Source organism: Xanthomonas euvesicatoria pv. euvesicatoria, from assembly GCF_020880415.1.
GTDB lineage: Bacteria > Pseudomonadota > Gammaproteobacteria > Xanthomonadales > Xanthomonadaceae > Xanthomonas > Xanthomonas euvesicatoria.
Genome location: NZ_JAJIUJ010000018.1, coordinates 32,557 through 55,761, shown reverse-complemented (window position 1 = coordinate 55,761; position 23,205 = coordinate 32,557). Strand labels below are relative to the sequence as shown.

The 23,205-nt window shown below is 65.6% G+C and carries 17 protein-coding genes and 1 pseudogene; 6 read left to right on the top strand and 12 right to left on the bottom strand.

Annotation, left to right across the window (positions count from 1 at the left end; translation table 11 throughout):
- Positions 1–136 precede the first annotated feature (136 nt).
- Positions 137–1,081 (bottom strand): DegV family protein, encoded by a 945-nt coding sequence (locus tag LN450_RS02460; RefSeq protein ID WP_011348559.1) that lies wholly within the window; start codon positions 1,079–1,081, stop codon positions 137–139.
- Between the two features lie 479 nt (positions 1,082–1,560).
- On the opposite strand from LN450_RS02460, the gene LN450_RS02455 reads away from it, so the two are divergent.
- Positions 1,561–2,376 carry a GH12 family glycosyl hydrolase domain-containing protein gene (locus LN450_RS02455; RefSeq protein WP_005920703.1) on the top strand — a complete coding sequence of 272 codons (816 nt, stop codon included), beginning with the start codon at positions 1,561–1,563 and terminating at the stop codon, positions 2,374–2,376.
- Between the two features lie 383 nt (positions 2,377–2,759).
- Here LN450_RS02455 and LN450_RS02450 read toward each other — a convergent pair.
- The 4 genes and pseudogenes from LN450_RS02450 to LN450_RS02435 form a co-directional block, all read right to left on the bottom strand.
- Positions 2,760–4,359: pseudogene (locus LN450_RS02450) on the bottom strand (rhamnogalacturonan lyase B N-terminal domain-containing protein).
- A gap of 365 nt (positions 4,360–4,724) precedes the next feature.
- Positions 4,725–5,051: a hypothetical protein gene (locus LN450_RS02445; protein ID WP_046932196.1), complete on the bottom strand. Its 327-nt coding sequence runs from the start codon at positions 5,049–5,051 to the stop codon at positions 4,725–4,727.
- Positions 5,052–5,352: 301 nt separating this feature from the next.
- A complete protein-coding gene (locus LN450_RS02440) occupies positions 5,353–6,633 on the bottom strand; it encodes an amidohydrolase family protein (protein ID WP_011348556.1) in 1,281 nt (426 codons plus the stop codon).
- The gene (locus LN450_RS02435; RefSeq protein ID WP_011348555.1) at positions 6,630–8,039 is read right to left on the bottom strand and encodes an amidohydrolase; all 1,410 of its coding nucleotides are present in this window, start codon (positions 8,037–8,039) and stop codon (positions 6,630–6,632) included. The genes LN450_RS02440 and LN450_RS02435 overlap by 4 nt, the downstream gene beginning before the upstream one ends.
- A 133-nt stretch (positions 8,040–8,172) precedes the next feature.
- Between LN450_RS02435 and LN450_RS02430 the strand changes: the two genes are divergently transcribed.
- Positions 8,173–8,739: a DUF924 family protein gene (locus LN450_RS02430; RefSeq protein ID WP_029820243.1), complete on the top strand. Its 567-nt coding sequence runs from the start codon at positions 8,173–8,175 to the stop codon at positions 8,737–8,739.
- A 154-nt stretch (positions 8,740–8,893) separates the two neighbouring features.
- Here LN450_RS02430 and LN450_RS02425 read toward each other — a convergent pair whose 3' ends face one another.
- On the bottom strand, positions 8,894–9,763 hold the full coding sequence (locus LN450_RS02425; protein WP_039418572.1) for a hypothetical protein: 870 nt from the start codon (positions 9,761–9,763) through the stop codon (positions 8,894–8,896).
- Between the two features lie 198 nt (positions 9,764–9,961).
- The gene (gene grxD / locus LN450_RS02420) at positions 9,962–10,888 is read right to left on the bottom strand and encodes a Grx4 family monothiol glutaredoxin (RefSeq protein ID WP_008573624.1); all 927 of its coding nucleotides are present in this window, start codon (positions 10,886–10,888) and stop codon (positions 9,962–9,964) included.
- Positions 10,889–10,933: 45 nt separating this feature from the next.
- Here grxD and LN450_RS02415 point away from each other — a divergent pair, with 45 nt between their 5' ends.
- Positions 10,934–11,725, top strand: coding sequence for a polysaccharide deacetylase family protein (locus LN450_RS02415; RefSeq protein ID WP_011348552.1), 792 nt, complete (start codon positions 10,934–10,936; stop codon positions 11,723–11,725).
- A gap of 146 nt (positions 11,726–11,871) precedes the next feature.
- On the opposite strand, the gene LN450_RS02410 is transcribed toward LN450_RS02415, so the two are convergent.
- The 3 genes from LN450_RS02410 to LN450_RS02400 all read right to left on the bottom strand — a co-directional run bounded on the left by LN450_RS02410 (position 11,872) and on the right by LN450_RS02400 (position 14,913).
- Entirely contained in the window at positions 11,872–12,543 is a 672-nt protein-coding gene (locus tag LN450_RS02410) for a methyltransferase (RefSeq protein ID WP_039417694.1), read from the bottom strand.
- 448 nt (positions 12,544–12,991) lie between these two features.
- Complete coding sequence (locus tag LN450_RS02405) at positions 12,992–13,642, bottom strand: SGNH/GDSL hydrolase family protein (RefSeq protein ID WP_011348550.1); 651 nt, start codon at positions 13,640–13,642, stop codon at positions 12,992–12,994.
- Positions 13,642–14,913, bottom strand: coding sequence for a pyridoxal phosphate-dependent aminotransferase (locus tag LN450_RS02400; RefSeq protein WP_011348549.1), 1,272 nt, complete (start codon positions 14,911–14,913; stop codon positions 13,642–13,644). The genes LN450_RS02405 and LN450_RS02400 overlap by 1 nt, the downstream gene beginning before the upstream one ends.
- Positions 14,914–15,066: 153 nt before the next feature.
- On the opposite strand from LN450_RS02400, the gene rsgA reads away from it, so the two are divergent.
- The 3 genes from rsgA to LN450_RS02385 all read left to right on the top strand — a co-directional run bounded on the left by rsgA (position 15,067) and on the right by LN450_RS02385 (position 18,392).
- The gene (gene rsgA / locus LN450_RS02395; RefSeq protein ID WP_011348548.1) at positions 15,067–16,158 is read left to right on the top strand and encodes a ribosome small subunit-dependent GTPase A; all 1,092 of its coding nucleotides are present in this window, start codon (positions 15,067–15,069) and stop codon (positions 16,156–16,158) included.
- On the top strand, positions 16,158–17,420 hold the full coding sequence (locus LN450_RS02390; protein WP_011348547.1) for a flavohemoglobin expression-modulating QEGLA motif protein: 1,263 nt from the start codon (positions 16,158–16,160) through the stop codon (positions 17,418–17,420). Before rsgA ends, LN450_RS02390 begins: the two co-directional genes overlap by 1 nt.
- Positions 17,421–17,711: 291 nt before the next feature.
- A complete protein-coding gene (locus LN450_RS02385) occupies positions 17,712–18,392 on the top strand; it encodes a type 1 glutamine amidotransferase domain-containing protein (protein ID WP_011348546.1) in 681 nt (226 codons plus the stop codon).
- Between the two features lie 185 nt (positions 18,393–18,577).
- On the opposite strand, the gene LN450_RS02380 is transcribed toward LN450_RS02385, so the two are convergent.
- The gene (locus tag LN450_RS02380; RefSeq protein WP_039417695.1) at positions 18,578–20,497 is read right to left on the bottom strand and encodes an alpha-amylase family protein; all 1,920 of its coding nucleotides are present in this window, start codon (positions 20,495–20,497) and stop codon (positions 18,578–18,580) included.
- A 34-nt stretch (positions 20,498–20,531) separates the two neighbouring features.
- Entirely contained in the window at positions 20,532–22,994 is a 2,463-nt protein-coding gene (locus tag LN450_RS02375) for a TonB-dependent receptor domain-containing protein (RefSeq protein WP_011348544.1), read from the bottom strand.
- Positions 22,995–23,205: the final 211 nt, after the last annotated feature.

The following is a 23,205-nucleotide window of genomic DNA, read 5'->3' as shown; positions in this document are numbered from 1 at the left end:
ATTCAAGGCAATCATCAGCACGCTGCCTGGCGCGGTGCCTCGGCATTGCGGCACCGTTGGCGGCATCAACGTAGCAATCGACTCGCGTGATGGATGACGGCGTGTCTGGTGAGCGCATCGCACCCCCGCCCATGCCTCAGGCCGAAAACGCGTGTGGCTCGGCAGCAAATCCGACTGCCAAGGCGCCCTTGCCGACGTTGACCATGCCGGTCAGGCTCATCACGCTTTCCAGCAGTTCCACGCCGTGGGTTTGGCAGGCGCCCTGCAGTGCGGCATAGCCGGGCAGGGCATGCAGCTCGGCCAGCTCGCCGCCGTAGCCCACGCACACCGTTGGCGTCATCAGGCCGTCGCGAATCTTGCGCACGGTGAAGCCGAACAGCTTTTCGGCCGAAGGTTCGAAACCCTTGAGCTTGGCCACTGGCTCGGTAACGCCGCGGTAGGCGCGCAGCACCGGCTTGATGTCCAGCGCGCTGCCGAGCGCGGCGCCGATCAGGCCGACGCTGCGATCGCCCTTGGTGCGTGCACGTGCGCGCAGGTAATAGAGATCGCGTGGAATCATGTAGCCATAGGTGTGCTCGGCCAGCTGTTCCAGGCGGGTACGGATGGCCGCCACGCTCTGGCCCTGGTCGCGCAGGCGGACTGCTTCCACGGCGGTGATGCCCTGGCCGGCGAACAGGTTGAGCGTGTCGATCACCCGTAGCGCGAACGGCGAGGTGTGGCCTGCGGCCTGCCGGATCGGCTTGTAGTCGTTGAGGATCGCGAAGCTGGCCTGCATCGCATTGTCGAAGATCTGGCTGCGGAGTTTGGAAATGGTCAGGCAGAACACATGGTCGTAGTCGATGACCAGTTGTTGCAGGAACAGATCGCGGATCTGGTTGACCGAAAACGGCGTGGTTTCCGCTTCGTGCCCGCGCTCGGCCACATGCGCCTGCAAAAAGCTCAGCGTGGCTTCCTCGTCGCGATGATCGGCCAGCACGGCCTCGCCGATACGCACGCTGATCGGCAATACGATGATGTTGTGACGTTGGATGAAGTCCTGCGGCAGATCGCACGCACTGTCCACCACGATTCCGATACGCATCGTCGCCCCCTCCGGCTGTTGCGTTGTCTGTAGTGCGAACGCTATCGCAAAACGGCTCCGCCGCGTAGGCCTGAGGTGGAGCGTGTTGCGGGCGCCGATCGCGCGGATGGCGACCGGACTGATGCAGGCCGGTGGCAGCGACGCCGCACTGCGTTGAAAGGCATTGCACGCGCAAGCGACGCCGCCGGCACGTGCGGACACGGGCGATGCGTATGTGGCTGTGCACCATTTACCGCCCCACGCGCGGGCGTCTTTGGCGCGAAACCCGCCGCTACGCCCGTGTCCGGTGACCTAAGTGCTAGCCAGCGCACGCTCCAAGTGCAAGGTGGCGCCCGCTATCGCGCTTGGCCGGGTGGCGCCGCCGGAATCGTTATAGCTCCCCGCGTGGCGCCGCTGCTACGGTCCGACCCGACTGCCGCACGGCAGGTCCCGACGACGCTGCACCAGCGCCGCCGCGCTGAATCATACGGAGAGTCACCATGCACAACTGCCCATCCAGCTCCCTTGTCCAGACGTGCGCCCAGGCGCCGACCACGCGGCGGCGCGCCTCGCGCTGGTGGACCGCGGCGCTTGCTTTCGGTCTGGTCGCACTCGCCCCGGCGGCGCTCGCCGGCCCGTACAAGATCTTTGGCAACCACTATGCGTGGGTGAACAATTTCAACGATCCCAACAACATCATCCAGGGCACGTTCGGCACCGGCAGTACGCCGGAGCTGACGGTCACCTTCAACTTCGCCGACTACAACCTCTACGGCTATCCGGCGATCGTGCGCGGCTGGCATTACAATTGGAATCCGACCACCGACACGCTGTTCCCCAAGCAAATCTCCTCGATCAGCTCGCTGCCATTCAAATTCAATTACAGCGCAGGCGGCACCAATCTGGCCGGTGATTTCGCTTACGACATCTTCTTTCGCTGGGACACCGCCAAGGGCAATCCGCAGCTGGAAGTGATGATCTGGGGCGACCACAATTCCTGGCCGGTCGGCACCGTGACTGCGACCAAGGTCATCACCGCGGGCGGGCGCACTTTCGATCTGTGGGAAGGCTTCAATTCCGGCGCGGGCTATTACGTCTACACCTTCATCCCGACCGGGACCGCCGGCCAGCCGACGCTGAAGACCAGCGGCAGCCTCAACGTGGATGCCAAGCCGTTCCTGACCTGGCTGCAGAACAACCGCGCCAAGGATGGCCGCTACAGCAACAGCATGTACCTGCATGCGGCCGAAGCGGGCTTTGAAGTGGTACGCGGCAATGGATGGGCCAAGGTCAGCGCGACCTTGGATGCGAAGTAAGCGCAGCCCCGCTGTATCGTGCGTGTCGGCGGTATCGGTCGGCACGCACACGGGTTTTTTCAACGTTGGACAAGTCGCCGCCTGTGCATTGTTCGAGCGACTGGCGGCGCAGCGCTGCACACATGACAGTCACGTGCCGTGTGTGGCGCCTGTCGCCTCGGCATCGGATCTTGGATGAGCTCACGTGAGCGATGTGCATGGATCACTGCGCCTGCGCCGCGCGTGGCCGCGGATGCGCTGGCGCGCAGATCCAGAGCGGCGAACAACGCGCCGCTACGCGGCCGGTGCCGGCGCGAAACATCGGAACGGCTGAGCGCTGCATGCCGATGCCACCTACCAGCCGCGCGCGCCTGCCACTGCGCGAATCGTGTGTTCGGACGTTGCTATAACGCCACCAGCTGGATGCTGTCGAACACGATTGCCGGGCTGAGGTAGCCGTTATCCGGGGAGCGAGGCAATGCCGATCTCGATGCGGTTGTTGCCGGCCTGCAAGGCCGAGGCAGGGATGTCCACTTCGTAAAGGGTATTGTTGCCGCGCGCAGTGCCGCGCGTGATGCCGCGTGTCTTTGGTTGCGTGGGCGCGGCAGGCAGCGGGCCGTTCCAGCGTGCGTTCACGCTGATCTGCGGACGTGCGCCGCCCTGTGCCAACGGCACGAAAAGACGCAGGCGATAGCCGCGCACCTCGTTGGCGGGCAGGGTGAAGTCGATCCGGCTCGGGGTGTTGATGCCGCGCCACTGCACTGCCGGAAAGCTGCTCACGCTGCTCGATCCCACGGTGTAGGTCACCGCAGACCAGTGCATGCGCGCATCGGAAGGGTGCGCCCGCGGCAGCAGGTCCGCGTCGCTGAACCCCACCGGCGTGCCGTCGGGAATGCCGATCTGCCACTTCACCGTGCCCGGCAAAACGACCGCCTGCAGTGCGGCGTGCGCAGTGGCACCGGCAGAAACCTCGATGTTGCGTTGTGCGACCTCCAGTTCGTTTTGGTAGAGCGTCATGCGATAGCTGCCCGGGCGAACACCCGTCACCTGGTAGTTCCCGCTGCCGTCGGCGGTGGCCCAGTACTGCGCCTGCGCGTTGCGCAGGCCGATGACGGCCGGCTGGCCCGGCAGCACGCCGCCGACGTGCCCACTCACGGTGCCGCGCCCGCTTGCCGGCAAATAACCGCTCAGGCCCAGCGTGGCATCGACGAACGCGGTGTCCAGCTGCGCACTCGACGGCAAGCTTCCATCGGTGAACAGCAGCCCGTACACCCCGTGCAGGCCGCCGCGAAAGGCTTCGGTCTGGGTGTGATCGGAATACATGTAGTTATAGAGCTCATGCGTCAGGCTGGTTTTTTGCGTCGCAATGTCCTTGAAGAACGGGCCGCCCGCGCTGCGCTCGCGGTTGCCCATCAGCATGAACACGGCAACGCCAGGGCCACTGACGCCATGCACCTGGTCGTCCATCATTCGACGTGCAGAATAGGACTTGGAGCTGGTGCGCCCATCCGGCAATAGAAAGACATCCTCACTTTCGATCGCTCTGCCGACATTGGAATCGGGCTCCTGCTGCGCATTGGGCAACTTGGACACGTTCAAGCGGGCGACGAAGCGCAATTCGCCCACTGGCAGCAAGGTGGGCGCATCGGTGGCCATGTAGATCGCGTTGCGGCCCTTGCGTGCGATGTAGTACTGGACCAAGTCGCCGGCCTTGGCCGACACCACGATCGTCCCGCCAACGATGCGTGCATACACACTGGCACTGCCCAACCCCGAAGCGATGTGCGAGCCCTTCGATTCGGTGGTCTGCAGTTCGTTGTCGCGATAGCGCATCGACACGATGTCGCCATTTCGGGCATCGACCGCAAACACCAGCTCGGCGCCGCTGTCGACGATCACGCGGTTGCCGCTGCGGCTGATCCCGAAGTCGGCCAGTGCAGGTGCGCTGATGCCGGCATAGAGCAGCAGTGCGCAGGCGAAGTAATGTCGAAGATTGCGAGGCATGCGGGTGAGCTGTCGGAAGCAAGGCATGGTGGCGATGCGTGCGCGCGATGCTAGGCCAGTACCGAAGACAGAGAATGTACGCACTGTTCGAAATTCCAGCGATCAAGGGTGGCGTCGTTGGTTACCTGCGGGCATCGCTGACTGTCGCCGCAGTGGGCAACTGCAATACGCAGTTCCGGCATCGGCCATGGAGAGGCTACCAAAACCTCGAGAGCCTTTGTCGGTTGTCGGTTGTCGTGGACGGCGCACGGCCACCGCGCTGCACGAGCGGGACATGCCGCACGGCTCGGCGGCCGCCTCCGGCTTGGCGGTGACGCAGTCGCCTTGCCAGCTGCCTCTGCGACGCACCGGCGTCCTTGCACGGCTCAGCGCAGGGCATCCCGCGCCGAGGCGATGTCCGCCATCCATTGCGTGCGCTTGCCGATCACGAAGCGGTATCGCTTTCCGTCCTCCAGCCGCACTGCCAGCGATGTCGGCGCGATCGGCAGCAGGCCGAACAGGCGTGTCCAGCAGGACTGAATCGCCACGATCTGCCGCAAGGGCAGGCTCAGCGTCTGGCGCTGTACATTGAACGCGTGCGGCTGAAACAGCAGCGCATCGGCGGTGAGAATCAGACGCCCGCCCACCGCTTCCATCCCGCGCTGCAGATTGGCAGGTGCCTGGCGCAATACCGCCCGATCGATCGAACGCAAGCCGCTACCGTGGAAGAGCGAGCTCACGGTCGTGCAACGGCGAGGTGGGCACGCGGCATATGCCGTAGCAAGGCGCCAAGGCGGCCAAGCGCTATCAGGAGCGAAACCGAAAACATGCGATAGGCCTAGTGTGAAACATCACAACAGCGAAGGCCGCCAGCAAGATGCGGCAGGACGCCATGACAGCACATCACCTGTGCACAGCAGCGAAGCGGTGAAGCGGTGCGCCGGTACCCGCTGTGCCGGCACACCAACGATGAAAGACCATGCTCAGGTGGCGCTTGAGCAACCCACCGCACGCTTACTTCAGATAGGCGCGCGGCAGCGGGCTGGCCTGCTGCATGTAGCGGTCGCGCAGCTCGCTCTGGCGCGATCGCATCGGCATGTCGCGGCCGCCCAGCCAGACCTGCTCGGCATAATGCGCCACATCCAGCGGGTCGCCTTCCCACAGCACCAGGTCGGCCTGCTTGCCGATCGCAATGCTGCCGATGCGATCGCCCACGCCGAAGATGTCTGCCGGCACACGGGTCAGGCCGGCCAGGCCGGCTTCCCATGGCAAGCCATTGGCGACCGCATTGCCGGCCAGCTGGCGCAGTTTGCGTGCGTTGTGCGAGGCATCGCCGTTTTGGGTAAAGCTGACCTCCACGCCGGCAGCGCGCAGACGTGCGGCGTTTTCCAGCGTCGCGCCAATCTGGTCGAAGGTCGATGGCAGATCCGCCAGCGCGTCGACCAACACCGGGACCTTGGCCTGCGCCAGTTGCGGCGCAAGCTTCCAGGCTTCGGCGCCGCCGGCAATGGCAATGCGCACCTTTTCGCGCTGCGCCCAGCGCAACAGCTGGCGGATGTCGGCTGCGCGTTCCACCTGCACCACGATGCGACCCTGGCCGGCCAGGTAGTTTGCCAGTACACCGCGTCCAACCGGGGTCAGTAGCGCATGCGGCGAATCGGCCGGGATACGCCCGCGTGCTTCGGCAACCAGTTGATCCAGCAACATCCATTGCGCGGCGCGCGAGCTGCCGGTGAGGTCGGACGCCGCCGCTCCGATGCGAAGAAACAAGGCATGCGGGCCGACCGGATCCGGGCTGCCATCCAGCCGCACGATGCCGCCCTGGCCGGCAATGAAGGCGCCACTGGCGGTCGCCCCCAACGCGGTGAAGCCGATGCCCTCCACGCGCGCCACCGGCACCAGCGCCGAATCGGGGTTGTAGGCCAGGGTGACGTCGAATTCCGGGCGCATCGGTTGATCGGCCAGCTTGACGCCGCTGTCCACGGTGCTTTCTTCGCCGGAGACTTCTTCGATACCGATTTCGGTAATGCCGCCGAACAATGCCGGCGTCAGTAGGCGGCCGTTTGCTTCGACCACGCGGCCGTCGGTGGGTACTGCCAGGTTGCGGCCGATGGCGCGAATCACGCCGCCCTGCACCAGCACGTCGGTGTTCTGCAGGGTGCCTTGCGCGGTGACAGTGTGCACGGTGGCGCCGCGAATCAGCACCTGCTGCGCGAAGGCCGGCAATGCCAGCGTGGCCATCACCAATGCCGCGATCGCGCGCAACCGCGGGGGCATGTGCGTGACGCGGCTCATCGTGCCACCTCCTGGCCGAGCATGAAGTCCGACACCGGCTGCAGTGCGCGGTTATGCCGGTCGTAGACCTGCGCGCCGTCGATATACACCTGCTCGGCCAGCGCATACGAACTGAAAGGGTTGCCGTTCCAGACCACCATATCGCCCATCTTGCCCGGCTCCAGTGCGCCGGTCTGCTGCTCGATCCCGAGCGCCTTGGCGGCATTGCTGGTGAGCCAGCGGATGGCGCGCTCCGGCGGGATCTCCATGCCACTGCGGCGCGCGTTGGCGATCACCTTGGCGGCCTCCTGGTTGAGCCGCTGGATGCCTTCTTCCGAATCCGAATGCACGATGGCGCAGCTGTTGGCCGGGCGATCGACCAGTGCGATGTTTTCCTGGATGCCGTCGAAGGCTTCCATCTTGAAGCCCCACCAGTCGGCCCACAGCGCGCCGCAGACGTTGTCCTGCGCCAGGCGGTCGGCCAGCTTGTAGGCCTCCACGCCGTGATGGAAGGCGGCGATGTGGAAGCCGAACTCCTTGGACAGATCCAGCATCGTCGCCATCTCATCGGCGCGGTAGCAGTGGATGTGCACACGGATGTCGCCGTTGATGGCACCGGCCAGTGTGTCGAGCTTGAGATCGCGCTTGCCGCCGGCATCGCCACTGCTGTCGTTGTCGCCGCCGCGGCTCCACCAATGGCGCTTTTTGGCGGTTTTCTTTTTCGGCGCGTTTTTCTGCAGATACTCGGCCGCGTCGATGAACGCAGCGCGGTAACCGGCTACGTTGCCCATGCGCGTGCCGGGGCCACCTTTCTGGCCGTACACGCGTTTGGGGTTTTCGCCGCAGGCCATCTTCAGGCCCCATGGTGCACCGGGGAATTTCATGCCCTGGTAGGTGGTGGAAGCAACGTTCTTGAGCGTGACGCCGCGCCCGCCGATCAGATTGGCCGAGCCCGGCAACACCTGCAGCGAGGTGATGCCGCCGGCCAGCGCAGTGCCGAAGCCGGGATCCTGCGGCCAGATCGAATGCTCGGCCCACACGTTGGGCGTCACCGGTGCGGTCATCTCGTTGCCGTCGCTATGCGCGCTGACGCCCGGGCTGGGATACACGCCCAGATGCGAGTGCACATCGATGATGCCGGGCGTCACCCACTTGCCGGTGCCGTCGATACGGCGCACGTCAGCGGGCGCCTGGAGCGCCTTGCCCACCGCAGCCACCTTGCCGTCGCGCAGCAACACGTCGGCATCGTCCAGCCGCTCGCCGGTGCCGGTGAGCACGGTGGCGTGCTGGATCAGCACCGGAGCGGACGCGAGCGCGCGATAGGTGCTGGGGTAGGGATCTTGCACGAAGCGCGATGCGGCCGATGCCGCAGACGCAGGCCCGCACAGCACCGCCGCGCCCAGCGCGGCGAACAGGATGGAACGCATGGATTTCCCCGGTAACACGAAAACGTCAGCCGCCAACCTAGTCGTCGGCGGCGTGCTTGCCAAGTGCTGGAGGTCGAGAGCGGCGGGCTCATCACATGCACCCGTGCATGCTATGCCGAATTCGTCAGGGGATGTGCCGATGATTGCCAAAACAGAGCGCAACAAGCAGGCCGATGTGGTGTTGGCTTTCTGGGAGCTTGCCGGCGCGGCGCGCTGGTTCACGCACAACGACGCCTTCGATGCCAATTTTCGCCAACACTTCAGCGAGCAGCATTTTGCCGCCGCACGGGGTGAGTACGCGCAGTGGATGGCACGCGCCGAAGATGCACTGGCCTTGCTGATCCTGCTGGATCAATTTCCACGCAATGCGTTTCGCGGCAGTGCGCATGCCTATGCCACCGATGGCCTGGCACTGCGGTACGCCAAACAGGCGCTCGCCAGCGGCTTCGATCAACAGGTGTCGGCGCAACTGCGTCTGTTTTTCTATCTGCCCTTCGAGCATGCCGAACACGCCGATGAGCAGGCGCGCGCGGTGCAGCTGATCACTGCACTGGGCGATGCACAGACCACCCACTGGGCGCTGGAGCATCAGCGCATCATTGAGCGCTTTGGCCGGTTCCCGCACCGCAATGCGGTGCTGGGACGTGAGACCACGGCAGAAGAGCAGCAGTTTCTGGATGAGGGTGGATTTGCCGGTTGAAGACCTGCATCGGCGATCTGCATGTCGATGATCGAGGTCTGCCGTGCAGCGTGGGTAACGACGCTGCTGCAGCCGGGCACAGGTGGGCATCGCAACGCAGAAGATGCCGCCCTGCGCATGCCGCACCGGGCAGCGTGCAAGCAGTCAACACCGATCAGCAGCCGCCCGGCAATGCTTCCGACCGCCAGCTGGCGCCTTCGCCGAGCAGCAGAGAAAACCCGTAACTTTCGTAGCCGCTTTCGGCCAGCACGAAATCGAGCGTGCCGTTGCCGTCGATATCGCCGAACTGCAGCAGATGCGTGCGCAGCGGCAGGTCTTCGCAATCGTCGCAGCCGCTGGCAGCGTGACCCTTGCGGAACTGCCAACGGCTGCCGTCATGCTCGAAGATCGCAAGGACGACGAGCACGCCGGTGGGGTTGTCCGGGTTGCCGGTCTCGATGGGATGGTTGGAGGTCAGGATCGCCACGCGTCGCTGCGGTTGCTGCGTATCGGTGACGATCTGCAGCGCCGCCAGATCCTGCGCGCGATCGGCATCGAACGCGGCCAGCGCCTGCGCCAGGGCTGCCGGCTTGACGCGCTTGCGCAGCGGCGCGGTGTTGTTGACCTGTGCAAACAGCTCGGCCTGTTCGCTGGCGGTGGCTGCGCGGCCGGCAAAGCGCTTGCCGGGATTCACATCCACGGTCGACAGCAGCGGCGAGTCGGACAGCGTGGGGTTGCCCTTGATGCGCAGCTTCGCGGTGCCGCCGCACATGCTGTTGTCGTCTACCGTCAGTGCCGCAAGCCGCACGTTGCCGGTGGAAACGCCTGCGTTGAAGACCCGCAACGGCTGGCCCAGCAGCGCCTCGGGCAGGGTCGATTCCCTGGCGATACCCTCGCCGAGCCAGACCGGGATGTATTCCAGCGGATCGTCGGTCGGCTGGTTGTCGTAGGTCTGGACCAATAGCACCGCGCGCGACGGTTCGGCGGCGTGGGTGGCCAACGGCAGCAGCGCGGCCAGGGCGACAGAGAGCAGGCGGGTATGCATTGCAGCGATGTCCTTGTGCAGGGTGATCCATGAAAAAACGGGCGCTCCAGGGAGCGCCCGTTTCGGTCTGAGGTGCGCCGGCCTAGGTTGCCTCTTGGCGAACCGCGGTCACGCGGTTGTCGCAAGCGCAGCAGTCTACCCAGGAAGCATGACCGGCGAGCGGCAGCCGCAACCGTGCGACGACCGCCGATGTGTTGCTCAGTATTTCGCCACGCCGTTGTCCACCTCGTCCGACCACGCATCGATGCCGCCGGTGACGTTGTAGACATTGGTGAAGCCCAGCCCACGGAAATGTTCGGCGGCCTGAAGGCTGCGGCCGCCGCGGTGGCACAGGAACGCCAGCGGGGTGTCCTTGGGCAACTGTTCGATGGCGGCGCGCTCGTGCGCATCCAGCGTGCGGAACGGTGCGGCCACCGTGGCCAGTGCGCGCTCGTCGGCCGGGCGCACGTCCACCAGGGTCAGGCTGCCGGCCTTGAGACGGTCGTCGGCATCGCGCACCGACAGCTCCTGCACCGGCTTGGGCGCATTGGGGTTATCGATGGCCAGGCCACGGCCGCGGATGTCGTCGACCCAGTCGATGGTGATGCCGTCGGCACGACGCGCGCTGGCCAGGTCGAACTGCACGCGCAGCCCGTTGGATTCAGCCGCAATGGCGTTCGGGTTGGTCGGCGCCAGCTGGAAATTGGGCTGGAAATTGGCATCGATGGCCAGCGTCAGCGAGGCATCCGGCGCATCGGCCAGCGCACTTTTGAGCATCTCGACCGCGGCGGGGGTGATGGTGATCTTGGGCGGGCTGCGGTCGGGCGCCTGCAGGCCGAGCATGCTGCTCAGCTCTCCGCTGTCGGCCATCTGCACGATGATGTCGCTGCCGCCGATCAGCTCGCCGTCCACGTACAGCTGCGGGATGGTCGGCCAGTCGCCATAGGCCTTGATGCCCTCGCGGATTTCCTGGTCGGCCAGCACGTTGACGTGGGCATAGTCGATGCCCAGACCGTCCAGCACGCCGACCGCCTTGGCCGAAAAACCGCACTGCGGCATGCCGGGCTGGCCTTTCATGAAGAGCACCACGCGGCTGGATTGCAGCAGCGTATCGATACGGGAACGCAGGGCGGGATCGAGAGACATGGCAGCACTTGGGTGGCAGCGTGGAGACCGGGCATTCTACGCCGCATGGCATCATTGGGCATGACCACGCCGGAAACGCTGTATCGCACCCCTTCGCGCCCCTACCGCTGGGTGGGCCTATTGGCCCTCTCGCAGGCAGCGGTGGCACTGCTGTGGTGGCATCTGGGCTGGGCCTGGGGGCTGCCTGCGCTGCTGCTGTCGCACGCGCTGTTCGTGGTGCCGGTGTTCCTGCCGCGCGCGCGGCTGTATGCGCCGGTGCTGGCGCGGCTACCCGGTCGCGCGCCGCATGTCTGGTTGACCATCGACGATGGCCCGTCCGACGACACCCCAGCCATCCTCGACCTGCTGGATGCTTACGACGCCAAGGCAACGTTCTTCCTGGTCGGCGCGCGTGCCGAGCAGCGGCCCGAGCTGGTGCGCGACATGGTGCGGCGCGGGCATGGCATCGGCAACCACAGCCACACCCATCCGCAAGCCTGGTTCTGGGCGCTGGGGCCGCGCCGGATGGCGCAGGAAATCGGCCAGGCGCAGCGCGTGCTGGCGTGCATTACCGGCCAGGCGCCACGGCTGTACCGCTCGGTGGTCGGCATGACCAACCCTTTCGTCGCCTCGCCGCTGCGCGCGCACGGGCTGACCCGGGTGGCCTGGAGCGCGCGCGGCTTCGACGGCGTGCAATGCGAGCCGGACACCACCATCGCCCGCATCGTGCGCGACCTGCAACCCGGCGCCATCGTGCTGCTGCATGAAGGCGCTGCGCACGGCCACAACCTCACCATCCTGCGCGGCGTGCTGGAGGCGATGCAGGCGCGCGGGTTGGTGGGGCGGCGGCCGGATTAAGCGCGACGGACAAAACAATTGCAGTCGCCGCCTGGCGGGCGCTGCCGGTGTTGGCGCGGCATGCGCCGCCCAGACATGACAGTTCCTTCCCCGCTTCGACGTCTGGTCGACGATTGCTCGCAACGTGTGCCCGTCGCCTGCCGCGCTCAGCGTGGCTCTGCAACGATCAGCCAGTTGTTGAAGGGCGTGTTGCCATACAACGGCGCAAACGTGGCGCGCAGACCGGCTGCGTCCAGGTGCGCCTGCAGGCTCTCGCGCGTGGGATAGCTGCGCGGCATCCGCTGCATCCAGCCGCTCAGGTGCGCCAGGACGTCGGTGACACGGCTGGTGCGGCCACGGCTGCTGGCATCGCCCAGCGCGCTCCGAATCACCAGCTTCGCGCCGGGCGTGAGCATCTGCGCCACGCTGCGCAGCAGACTGACCTGCATGTCCGCTTGCAGATACTGCAGCACATCCAGGATGGTGACGCTGCCCCGATGCTGCGGCCACGCCACGCTCAGATCGACCACCTCGAACTTGGTAGCGCCCAGGTTCGAGCGCTGCGCGATGTGCTGTGCGCGGCGAATCTTGGACGCATCCACATCCACGCCGTGATAGGCCAAGGCCTGGCCATCGGCGCGCAGTGCATGGGCCAGCAGGCCGAGCCCGCAGCCCAGATCCAGCACCGGCGCCGTGGTCGTGCGCAGCTCGGCCAGCACGCCCGGATACAGCGGGTCGGTGCGCAGCTTGGCTTGCGTGTAGTAGTAGTCGTAGCGGTTGCCCAGCGGATGCGCCGGCAGAAATGCGCGTGCAATCGTCAACGCCTGCGCGCGGCTCATCGGTTGGGTGGCAGTGGTGTGCAATGTCGTTCCTTGGCAATCAGGCGTGCTGCGCGGCTAGCTTAGGGCCTGCCGGGCTGGTTGGGGTAGGGCGGGTTGGCAGTTTGCGATGCGTGCCCACGGATGCATCGGTGGCTGGTATCCGACCTGCGCGGATCGAAAGACCTGGCTGCAACGCCTGCTGCTACCGCATCGACGTAAAGAGGGCTGGCATTGATTGCGTGCGACATCTCGCGCTGTGGAGGCAGGTGCAAACCCACGCGCGCACAACCGCGGCAGAGAAGCGCAGCAAAACGCTGTGACTTGGTGCCTTGCCAAGATGTTGCGCGCAGCCAGCAGATGGGCTTGGGCCGCATGCAAGAACTGCAGCGTACGGTTGGTGAATCCTGATTCCGGGCGCCGGCCGCAGCTACCTGGCAGCAGCCCGGTCTGTGTTGCCCAGCTACGCTTAGACGATCGTGTCCAACGACCCAGTTGCGCCCAACGCATCGCGCGCTGCCGGTAGCGCCAGTGCCGTCCAACGCGCATACATTGCGCCGGAAGGATGCAAACCGTCGTCCACCAGCATGTCCACCGCATCGCCGCCATCGCGGCTGGTGGCCGTGATGTCGACAAAGCGCACCGCATGTGCACTGCAGCGGTCGGCAGCGATTGCATTGAACGCGTCGATCTGCGCACCGATCAACGCGGCATCGCCACTGCGCGCGCGCGCAAACGGGGTCAGGCCCCAATCGGGAATCGACAGCACGAACACGCGTGCCGGGTGGCCGTTCGCGCATGCAATTGCACGCAGCAGCAGGGCGTCGAACTGCTGGCGGTACTCGTCCAATGGGCGCCCGCGATACTGATTGTTGACGCCAATCAACAAGCTCACCAGGTCGAACGGACCCTGCGGGGCTGCCGCGTCGATCCCGGCCTGCAATTCGTCGGTGGTCCAGCCGGTGGTGGCGATGATCTGCGGCGGCGCCACGTTCCAACCGTATGCACGTAAGCCAACGACCAGTTGCGAAGGCCAACGCTGGGCAGGCGCAACGCCTTCGCCGATGGTGTACGAATCGCCGAGCGCCAGATAGCGCAGCGGCGCGCCAGGCGCAGTCATCAGGCCACGTTGCGTGGCTTGAGTGGAACCACCTTGGTAATGGCCTCGGCGCGGCGTGCCAATGCACGGTCGATGCGGGCGAACACATCGCGCATCACACCGGCTTCCGGCATCAGGGTCACGCGGAAATGGTGGCGATACGGCACGTTGAAGCTGGAGCCGGGAACCACCAGCACGCCTTCCTCGTTCATCAGATCGAGTGCGAACGCATGATCGTCGAAGTTGCGCGCCGCCGCGCCCACCACCGCCGGGAACGCATACAGCGCCCCGGCCGGTGCCACCAGCTGCAGATGCTCGCTGGCCGCACAGGCCTCGATCACCGCGCGGCGGGTTTCATACAGGCGGCCGCCCGGCGCGCACAGCGCCGAGATGGTGTCCGGCCCGTTCACGGCCGCATCGATGGCGTACTGGCCTGGCACATTGGCGCACAGGCGCAGCGCGCCGAGCAGGTCCATCGCATTGCGCAGGTCGTTGATGCGCGCTTGGTCGCCCGACAGCAGCGCCCAGCCCACGCGCCAACCGCAGGCGCGATGCACCTTGCTCAGGCCGCTGAAGGTGATGCACGGGTGCGCACCGGCCAGCGGTGCGACCGGCACGAAGGCCGCGTCGTCGTACAGCACCTGGTCGTAGATCTCATCGACCATCAGCAGCAGATTGTGCTTGGTGGCGATCGCCACGATGCGCTCCAGCAGCTCGCGCGAATAACTGGCGCCGCTGGGGTTGTTCGGATTGATCAGCACGATGGCGCGGGTGCGCGAGGACACCAGCGTCTCGATCTCCACCGGGTCCGGCTGGAAGCCGTTTTCCGGCGCGCAGCGGTAATACACCGGGCGGCCGTCATTGAGGATGGTCGCCGCCGACCACAGCGGATAGTCGGGCGAGGGCACCAGTACTTCGTCGCCGGGATTGAGCAGCGCCCGCAGCGACAGATCGATCAGCTCGCTGACGCCGTTGCCGATGAAGATGCGGTCCGGATGCGCATCCGGATGCTGGCGCCGCGAGTACGCGGTGGCAACCGCTTCGCGCGCCTCCGGCAGGCCTTGCTGATGGGTATATGGATCGGTGCGGCCCATGTCGTCGGCAATGGCGCGCTGCAGATGCTCCGGCGCACGGAATCCGAATGCACCGGGGTTGCCGATATTGAGCTTGATCAGCTTGCGGCCCTGCGCCTCCAACTCCCGCGCTCGCCGCGCCAGTTCGCCCCGGATCTCGTAGCGGACTTCGGACAGACGCTCGCGGATGGCGAGCGGCTTTTGCGGGGCAGTGGACATGCGACGGGCCGGTTGTAGGCGTGAGGCTTGGCATGGTATCGGAAATATGACAAGCGGACATGCTTGCATCGGCAACGATGTCAAGCGGCGCGTCAGGCACGGTGCAGCACGCGCTTGCACAAGCCGCTGCGGCCAGCCAGCTAGAATCGCCCCATGAGCGACACACCCCCCGACTACCCCACCCTCCAATCCATCGGCTGGCCCTGGCCGGGGCCGCCTGAAGAGGCGGCCTGGCAGGCGATCTTCGCTGCGCATCCGCAGGCATTGCCGGCGCGGGTGGTGGAGCAGCATCGCACCGGCTATGTGGCGGCCGATACGCCTCAGGCCAGCGTCAAGGCCGAGTCGTTGCCGGAGTGGCAGCGGCCGCGCTTTCCCAGCCATGAGCGGGCGGCGGTGGGCGATTGGGTGTTGATGGAGGGCAAGCGCATCGTGGCGCTGCTGCCGCGACGCACCTCGATCAAGCGGGGGGCGGCCGGCGAGCATTACCACCAGCAGGTGATCGCGGCCAATATCGATACGGTGTTCATCGTGTGCGGGCTGGATGCGGACTTCAATCCACGCCGCATCGAGCGCTATCTGTTGCTGGTGGGCGGCGGCGGTGCGCAGCCGGTGGTAGTGCTGACCAAGGCCGATCAGACCGAATACGCCGAGGATGCGTTGGCGGTGCTGGAAGAGCTGGAGGCGCAGAACATTCCGTTACGCGCGGTCAATGCCAAGGATCCGGACAGCGTGGCCGCGTTGCGGCCGTGGCTGGGCGATGGCCGCACGGCGGTGCTGGTGGGCTCGTCCGGTGCGGGTAAATCGACCCTGACCAATACGCTGCTCGGCACGCAGAAGATGAAGACCAATGCGGTGCGCGAGAACGATTCGCGCGGCCGCCACACCACCACGCATCGTGCGTTGATTCCATTGCCGTCCGGGGCGTGCCTGATCGACACGCCTGGTATGCGCGAGCTCAAGCCGACCGGCGAAGAGGATCTGGCCGAAGGCGGTTTTTCGGACGTGGAGGCCCTGGCGGCGCAGTGCCGCTTCAACGATTGCGCGCATATCGCCGAGCCGGGCTGTGCGGTGCGTGCGGCGATCGACGCAGGCGAGCTGGACCCGGAGCGTGTTGCCAACTACATGAAGCTGCGGGTGGAAGTGGCCAGCGCCGCCGAAAAGCTCGCCACCCGCGTTGCGCAGAACAATCGCGGCAAGGGGTCGGGCAAGCGGCCGGCCAGCGTCGATCGTCCCGGGCGGCGCTGATGCCCTCGCGCAAGGGGCCGCCGGACATCGTCCATCACGCGGCGCTGGATGCGCGCCTGGTCAAGGCCGTGCGCGGTGTGCGCCTGCTGGCCCTGGCCAGCTGGCCGCGCTCGCTGCAGGAGCCGTTTCTCAACAGCGTGGCGCGCGGGCAGCCGGAATTGCCGCAGGTCGAGTATCCATCGCTGGATTTCGGCGACACCCGGCGCGAACTGGCCGCCATCGCCAAGGACGCCGACCCGCATCATCCGCTGGGTGAATACCTCATCGATTCGGCGCATAGCTGGAGTCTTGCAGCAGGTTTGCTGGAGTCGTTGGGCACCCCGGCGGTGAGCGAATACTCGGCGCAATTGTTCGGCGTGCCGGAGGACCCGATGCCGGGCAACGGGCCGAGCACACGCGAAGCGGCGCAGCATTTCATCCAGATCGCGCGGGAGCTGGATCGCGAACTGATGGCGCCGGAAGAGCAGGTGCCGGTCTCGGCCACCGCCTTGCGCATGCAGTTGCAGAACGATCTGGACGGGTTTTTCGAGGGGCGCGTCATCACTGTCACGCTCGATCCGGATCTGCTCGCCAAGGCGGCGGCCGGCGCGCATCGCATCCGCTTGCGCACCGGTGCCACGTTCAGCGATTACGACCGCGCGCAGCTGTTCCATCACGAAGCGCTGGTGCATTCGCTGACCGCGCTCAACGGGCGCGCGCAGGTGCATCTGCCCAGCCTGGGCATTTCGTCCCCGCGCACGACCGCAACGCAGGAGGGCCTGGCCACGTTTGCCGAGCAGATCACCGGCAGCATCGATATCGAGCGCATGAAGCGCATCAGCCTGCGCATCGAAGCGATTGCGATGGCACGCTCGGGTGCGGATTTCATCGAGGTATTTCGCTATTTCACCGCAGGCGGGCAGAGCGCTGCAGAAAGTTTTTCGTCGGCGCAGCGCGTGTTCCGCGGCGTGCCGACCAGTGGCGGCGGTGCGTTCACCAAGGACACCGTGTATCTGCGTGGTTTGGTCGCGGTGCACACCTTCTTCCGCCATTCCTTGCAGCGCGACCAGCTGCAGCTGTGCCGTTACCTGTTCGCCGGCAAGATGGCATTGGGCGATGTGGCGCGCTTTGCGCCGTTGTTCGACAGCGGCGTGCTGGTCGCGCCACGCTGGCTGCCGCCGTGGGTGAGCCGTGTCAGCGGGCTGGCCGGCATGCTGGCGTTTTCGTTGTTCGCCAACCGCATCCGCATGGATCAGCTGCAGCCGCCGGCAATGAATGTGTGAGGCGAGGCGTTTGCTGCCGTTGCGGCGCATCGCAGCGCCCGACAGTTGCTGACACAGCTGGCGAGACATTGTTGGGTGGGCGCGAATGGCGCGCAAAAGCCGGCATGTAAAAAGACACGTGCGGCGCCCGGAGCACCGGCGGCGCGCCTGTCAACTGCATTGGCTTGTTGGACGCGATCGCAACATTCATGAACACATGCAGCGGGCACCACGCGCTCTACACGAGGCTGCAACGGGCTGAACTGCACACTGGCCGCCTTGCCCAGTTGGGCCATGACACGAGGCAATGCGATGAAAGTTTTGATGGTACTGACGTCCCACGACCAGCTTGGTGACACCGGCAAGAAGACCGGGTTTTGGCTGGAAGAATTTGCCGCGCCGTATTACGTGTTCAAGGATGCAGGCGCGGACATCACCCTTGTCTCGCCCAAGGGTGGCCAGCCGCCGCTGGATCCCAAGAGCGACGAGCCCGACGCACAAACCGACGCCACCAAACGCTTCAAGCAGGACCAGGATGCGCAGAAGGCCCTCGCTAGCACGCACCGTCTGGCCGACATCAAGGCCGAGGACTTCGATGTGCTGTTCTACCCGGGCGGCCACGGCCCGCTCTGGGATCTGGCTGAAGACGCCGATTCCATCGCGCTGATCGAGACCTTTGCCAAGGCCAACAAGCCGCATGGTCTGGTGTGCCACGCACCAGGCGCGCTGCGTCGGGTCAAGGGTAGCGACGGCAAGCCACTGGTCAATGGCCGCCGCGTCACAGGTTTCACCAACAGCGAAGAAGAGGGCGTGGGCCTGACCAAGATCGTGCCGTTCCTGGTCGAAGACGTGCTGACCGAACTCGGCGGCAAGTACGAAAAGGGCGCCGACTGGGGCGTGTACGTGGTCACCGACGGCACCCTGGTCACCGGTCAGAACCCGGCGTCTTCGGAGAAAACCGCAGAAACGCTGCTGGCGCTGGCAAAGCGCTGATTCCTGGCAATTGACGGGTCTTGAAAAAGCCCCGTTCCCGTCGGGGCTCAAGGCATGGCCCGCGCGCTCCTGGTGCGCGGGCCATGCTGCGCTTGCATCAGTAGGTGATTGCGCGGAGCGCGCTTAGGCGAAGATGCGGCTCACCAAACGCGCGGCCAATCACCGCTTACGCCTATCGGGTATGTTCAGCCCTTACGCTGCAACCAACGCACGCCGTAAGGCGGAAGCACGATCGATACATCGTCGCTCACGGCCGCAGCATCGACCGCGTCGTCGATGGCCAGCAGCGTCCATCCATCGACGCCGACCGCCGCAAGCTCCACGTCGAGCGGCTGGTCACTGAAGTTATGCAAGGCGATAAAGCTCTCGCCACGCGTCAACGCGAACACGCGAGCATCGTTCAACGCGATGCTGCCCAATGCCTGATCCGCCGCCAACGCGGTGAGTGCGGTACGTTTCCGGATCAATCCACGCAAACGTCGGTACACCTTGCCACTCAGGCTGTTGGCATCGTGACGTTGCGCGGCAAGCTGCCAATCCATCGCCGGCCGATGCAGCCAACGGCCTTCATGCTGGCGGAGCGGATCGTCGCGATAGCCGGGGTCATTGACCATCGCCAATTCGTCGCCCATGTAGATCAGCGGGACACCCGGCATGGCAAGCGCAATGGCATACAGCAACACCAGCCGGTCCACTGCAACCGCCAACGCCGCCGCATCGCCTGCCTCCTGCGCGGCCTGGATGCCCGCAAGTGCAGCAGCCATGCCATTGGTTCCATGCACGCCGTCGCCGCTGCTCTGGAAACTCTCGCCGCGCGCGTAACTGCCAGGCACCGCGTTGGCATAGAAGCGCGCCACATCGCGTAGCGAAAACGGCGGTTGCGCTGCATTGCCGCTGGCTTCGTGCTGCAGCACATTCCAGCCGATATCGTCATGGCAACGCACATAACTCAACCATGCACAGTGGCGCGGCAGCGGTGGGCTGTGCGCGATCACGTTGTGCAGGATGTCGCCGCGTTGCAACGCCAGCGCCGACCAGCCGGCCGCCATCAAGCTGCTGTGATAGGCCAGATGGCATTCGTGGCCCTGGTCCGTGCCGCTCCCGAAGTATGGCGGCAGTTGCGTCATCGGCACGATGGCTTCGGCCTTCATCACCACCGCCGGCGCGACGATATCGGTCACCGCGCGCAGAGCCACCAGCAAGGTGTGCGCTTCGGGCTGGTTCATGCAATCGGTGCCGATACGCTTCCACAGATAGGCCGTGGAATCCAGGCGGAATGCTTCCACGCCCAGGTTGGCCAGCCGCAGCATCGCCAGGGCCATATCGCCGAATACGGCCGGGTTGCTCCAGTTCAAATCCCATTGATACGGATAGAACGTGGTCCACATCCATTGCGCGGTGTCGTCCACCCAGGTGAAGTTGCCAGGCGCTGTGTGCGGAAACACCTGCCCCAGCGTGGCTTCGTACCGGTCGGGCAGGCTGCGGTCGGCAAAGTGGTGGTAGTAATCCAGATAACGTGCATCGCCGGCGCGGGCCGCCTGTGCCCAGGCGTGATCGTCGGCGGTGTGATTGAGCACGAAGTCCGCGCACAGGCTGATGCCCGCTTCGCGCAGGCGGGTGGTGAGTGCGATCAAGTCGTCGTTGGTGCCCAGGCTGGGTGCCACCTGGCCGTAGTCGCTGACCGCAAAGCCGCCGTCGTTGTCGCCGGCGCGTGCGCGCAGGAATGGCAGCAGATGCAGGTAGCGCACGCCCAGTTCCTGCAGATACGGCACGCGTTCGGCCACGCCCTGCAGCGTGCCGGCAAAGCGGTCTGCGTAGGCGCTGTAGCCGAGCATGTGCTGTTCGCCGAACCAACCGGCGTGCCGGGTGCTGTCGAGCGCTTGCAAGGCTTGCGGGCGTTGCCGGGCGATCGTGCCTATCTCGCCCAGCCACTGCGCCAGCCACGATGCATAGTCGGCACGCTGGCCGTAGAGCGCGTGCAAGGCATCCAGCAAACGCGACGCGTGCTGGTCGTAGCGCGACAACAGCACGTCGGCGCGTTGCGGGTCCAGCGGCGCGGCGAAGGCCGCGCGCAATGCGGTGGAATCGATCGGGGAGGTGCTCATCAGAGGTCGCCGGGCAGGGCCCGGCGCGGGGTCCTTAAAAGTCGTAACGCAGGCTGATGCTGGTGGTACGGCCGGCAATCGAGCGCGCGCGGATGATGCCATTGGCCGGGATGGTCGCCTCTTCGGCTTCGGTCAGGCCAAAGGTGTTGAACAGGTTGTTGACGTTGAGCGCCACGGTGAGCGCGTCGGTGACGCGGTAGTCGCCGAACAGGTTCACCTGCGTATAGCCGGGCATCTTCAACTGATTGGCGTCTTGCGTGTAGGCGTCGGTGGTGCCGATCAGGTTCACGCCGAACTGGTAGCTGTCGCCGCGGTAGCTGGGTGTGAGCTGCCACACCACATCGGCCTGACGACGCGGCACGTTGCCGGTATTTTCCGGGGTGATCTGATCGCGCGAGATCTCTGCATCGGTCCAGGTCAGGCCGCCGTTGAGGGTGAAGCCTTGGTAGCGATAGCTGGCTTCCAGTTCCACGCCGTGCGCTTCATAGCTGCGATTGAAGAACCGCTGGCTGGTGATTTCGAAATTCTGCTCCTGGGTCCGTGCCGAGAACGCGGTGGCGAACAGGCTCAGCCCGTCGCGGCGCCACTTCAGGCCGGCTTCGGCCTGGCGCACCACGTTGACGCCTTCCTCGGAAGACACCGAACCGTCGTCGCGCACCACGCCGAACAACAACCGGTCTGCGTTGGCGCGTGCGCCGCGGCTGATGCGCGCAAACGCGCCCAGGTCGTCGGTGATCAGATAGTTGCCGCCCAGCGAGTACGACAGGTAATTCCAGTCGTAGTCCACCGGGCGCGAATTGGCGGTGTCCACCGTGGCCACGCGCTGTTCCACCGGTTGGATCACGCCATCGCCGTTGACATCCAGGTTCTGTGCGATGGCAGTGCCGTTGTAGCTGCCGCGCGCATCGCCCATGTCGTAGCGCAGGCTGCCGTCGACGCTGAACTTGCCGCTGTCGAAGGTGAGCGCAACGTAGGGCGCGTTGACGTCGTAGCGCACGTCGTAGCTGCGGGTGACGCAGCAGTCGCCCCAGAACGGCGTGCCGTAGGCGTACAGGCCGTTCTGCGAGCGTGAGACGCCGGCCGCGTCCACCACGTTGAGCAAGCGCGAATTGCGGCCCAGGCTCTGCACGTACGAGTTCCAGGTCCAGTCCATGTCGATGGTCTGGCGTGAGCTGTAATAGCCCATGCGCAGGTTCAGCGTGCGCCCGTCGCCGCCGAACTCGCGCGAGACGCTGAGGTCGTTGGTGACGTTGCCCAGGTCGTTGATGGCCACGTTGAACAGGTGGGTGCGAATCGCGTTGCCGGTGTAGGCCTGGCCGGCATTGGGTCCGCCGGCTTCCACCAGTTGCGCACCGGCACCGCCGATGGAAGCGGCCAGCGACGCGGCGTCGGTGACTTCGGCCGGGAACGGGCTGACGAAGCGGCCGCTGTTGTCGGCGACGCGGAACTTCTCGCTCAGGTTCCAGCCATTGCCCAGGTCGAACCAGGCCTCGGCACCGATGGTGCGCGAGATGGGATGCATGCCGTCGCCCAGATCGGTGCGGCGCGTCTGGTTGTTGCCGTCCAGGCCCACGTCGGTGCGAAAGTTGCGGCTGTACAAGGTGTCGTTGCCTGGATCGAAACCGGGAAAGCCACCCAGGTCTGGCGAGCCATCGCGGCCGCGCACCGAGGTGGGCACCGGCAGGTAGCCGGCGGCGCGGTCGTTGAGGTATTTGCCGTACAGGCGCACGTAGCCGTTGTCGAACAGGCGGGTGAGGTTGGCCTTGAGCTGGCCACCCTTGTCGGTGGTGTAGCCGGCATCGCGCACGCCATCGCCCTGGCGGAAGAAGCCGCCAATGTTGAACTGCCATTGCTCGGCGAACGGTGCGCCGTAATCGAAGTCGATGCGGGTGTTGTCGTAGTCCAGGCCGCGGCTGACGCCGACGCTGCCGCCTGCGGTGTCACCGGTCTTGCTGATGAAGTTGATGATGCCGCCGGGCGCGTTGCTGGTGAAGGTGGACGCCGAACCGCCGCGGATGGCTTCGATGCGGTCCAGGGTGAAATCCGAACGCAGGAAGATGTCCGAGTTGCCGAAGGCGATATCGCCGAACTCCATCACCGGCAGGCCGTCTTCCTGCAGTTGCAGGAATTTCGCACCGCCGGAGGCCACCGGCAAACCGCGCACGGCGATGTTGGCATTGCCTTCGCCACCGCTGGATTCGGAGCGGATGCCGGGAATGTTGCGGAAGATTTCTGCCGTGCTGCGCGGCGCCGATTGTTCGATCGCCTCGGCGCCGACGGTGCTGACCGAGACGCTGGATTTCAATTTGGTGGTGGCGGTGGCGGTGGAGGTGCCGGTGACGAACACCGAATCCAGATTGACCGCGGCGCTGTCGGCAGCCGGCGGCGTGGCCGGCGCAGCGGCGGCGGTGTCCTGGGCCAGCGCGACGGGCGCGCACAGGCAGGAGACGACCGCGCAGGCCAGGGCATGCAGGCGCATGGTGTGCAAGGTGGACATTGCGATTCTCTCTCTCACAGATGGTGGTGTGCCGACGCCTGCATCGTCCCCTCCCAGGGAGTGGCCATGTGGCCTGCAGTGCGAGCGCAGTAATACGCTGCACTACAATCGATTGCAATCTTGCGTCGCAACATAAATGGCAAGTTGCATCTGATTTATTTCAGATGGGGAAACGTGCTGCGATGCAGCGTTACAATCGATTGCATCAACG

Bases quoted from the DNA above. Each gene is read 5' to 3' on its own strand.
- LN450_RS02425 (WP_039418572.1), bottom strand. From the start codon at position 9,763: ATGCATACCCGCCTGCTCTCTGTCGCCCTGGCCGCGCTGCTGCCGTTG.
- LN450_RS02440 (WP_011348556.1), bottom strand. From the start codon at position 6,633: ATGAGCCGCGTCACGCACATGCCCCCGCGGTTGCGCGCGATCGCGGCA.
- LN450_RS02380 (WP_039417695.1), bottom strand. From the start codon at position 20,497: ATGAGCACCTCCCCGATCGATTCCACCGCATTGCGCGCGGCCTTCGCC.
- LN450_RS02415 (WP_011348552.1), top strand. From the start codon at position 10,934: ATGGCATCATTGGGCATGACCACGCCGGAAACGCTGTATCGCACCCCT.
- LN450_RS02390 (WP_011348547.1), top strand. From the start codon at position 16,158: ATGCCCTCGCGCAAGGGGCCGCCGGACATCGTCCATCACGCGGCGCTG.
- LN450_RS02435 (WP_011348555.1), bottom strand. From the start codon at position 8,039: ATGCGTTCCATCCTGTTCGCCGCGCTGGGCGCGGCGGTGCTGTGCGGG.
- LN450_RS02400 (WP_011348549.1), bottom strand. From the start codon at position 14,913: ATGTCCACTGCCCCGCAAAAGCCGCTCGCCATCCGCGAGCGTCTGTCC.
- LN450_RS02455 (WP_005920703.1), top strand. From the start codon at position 1,561: ATGCACAACTGCCCATCCAGCTCCCTTGTCCAGACGTGCGCCCAGGCG.
- LN450_RS02385 (WP_011348546.1), top strand. From the start codon at position 17,712: ATGAAAGTTTTGATGGTACTGACGTCCCACGACCAGCTTGGTGACACC.
- LN450_RS02375 (WP_011348544.1), bottom strand. From the start codon at position 22,994: ATGTCCACCTTGCACACCATGCGCCTGCATGCCCTGGCCTGCGCGGTC.
- rsgA (WP_011348548.1), top strand. From the start codon at position 15,067: ATGAGCGACACACCCCCCGACTACCCCACCCTCCAATCCATCGGCTGG.
- LN450_RS02405 (WP_011348550.1), bottom strand. From the start codon at position 13,642: ATGACTGCGCCTGGCGCGCCGCTGCGCTATCTGGCGCTCGGCGATTCG.
- grxD (WP_008573624.1), bottom strand. From the start codon at position 10,888: ATGTCTCTCGATCCCGCCCTGCGTTCCCGTATCGATACGCTGCTGCAA.
- LN450_RS02460 (WP_011348559.1), bottom strand. From the start codon at position 1,081: ATGCGTATCGGAATCGTGGTGGACAGTGCGTGCGATCTGCCGCAGGAC.
- LN450_RS02410 (WP_039417694.1), bottom strand. From the start codon at position 12,543: ATGAGCCGCGCGCAGGCGTTGACGATTGCACGCGCATTTCTGCCGGCG.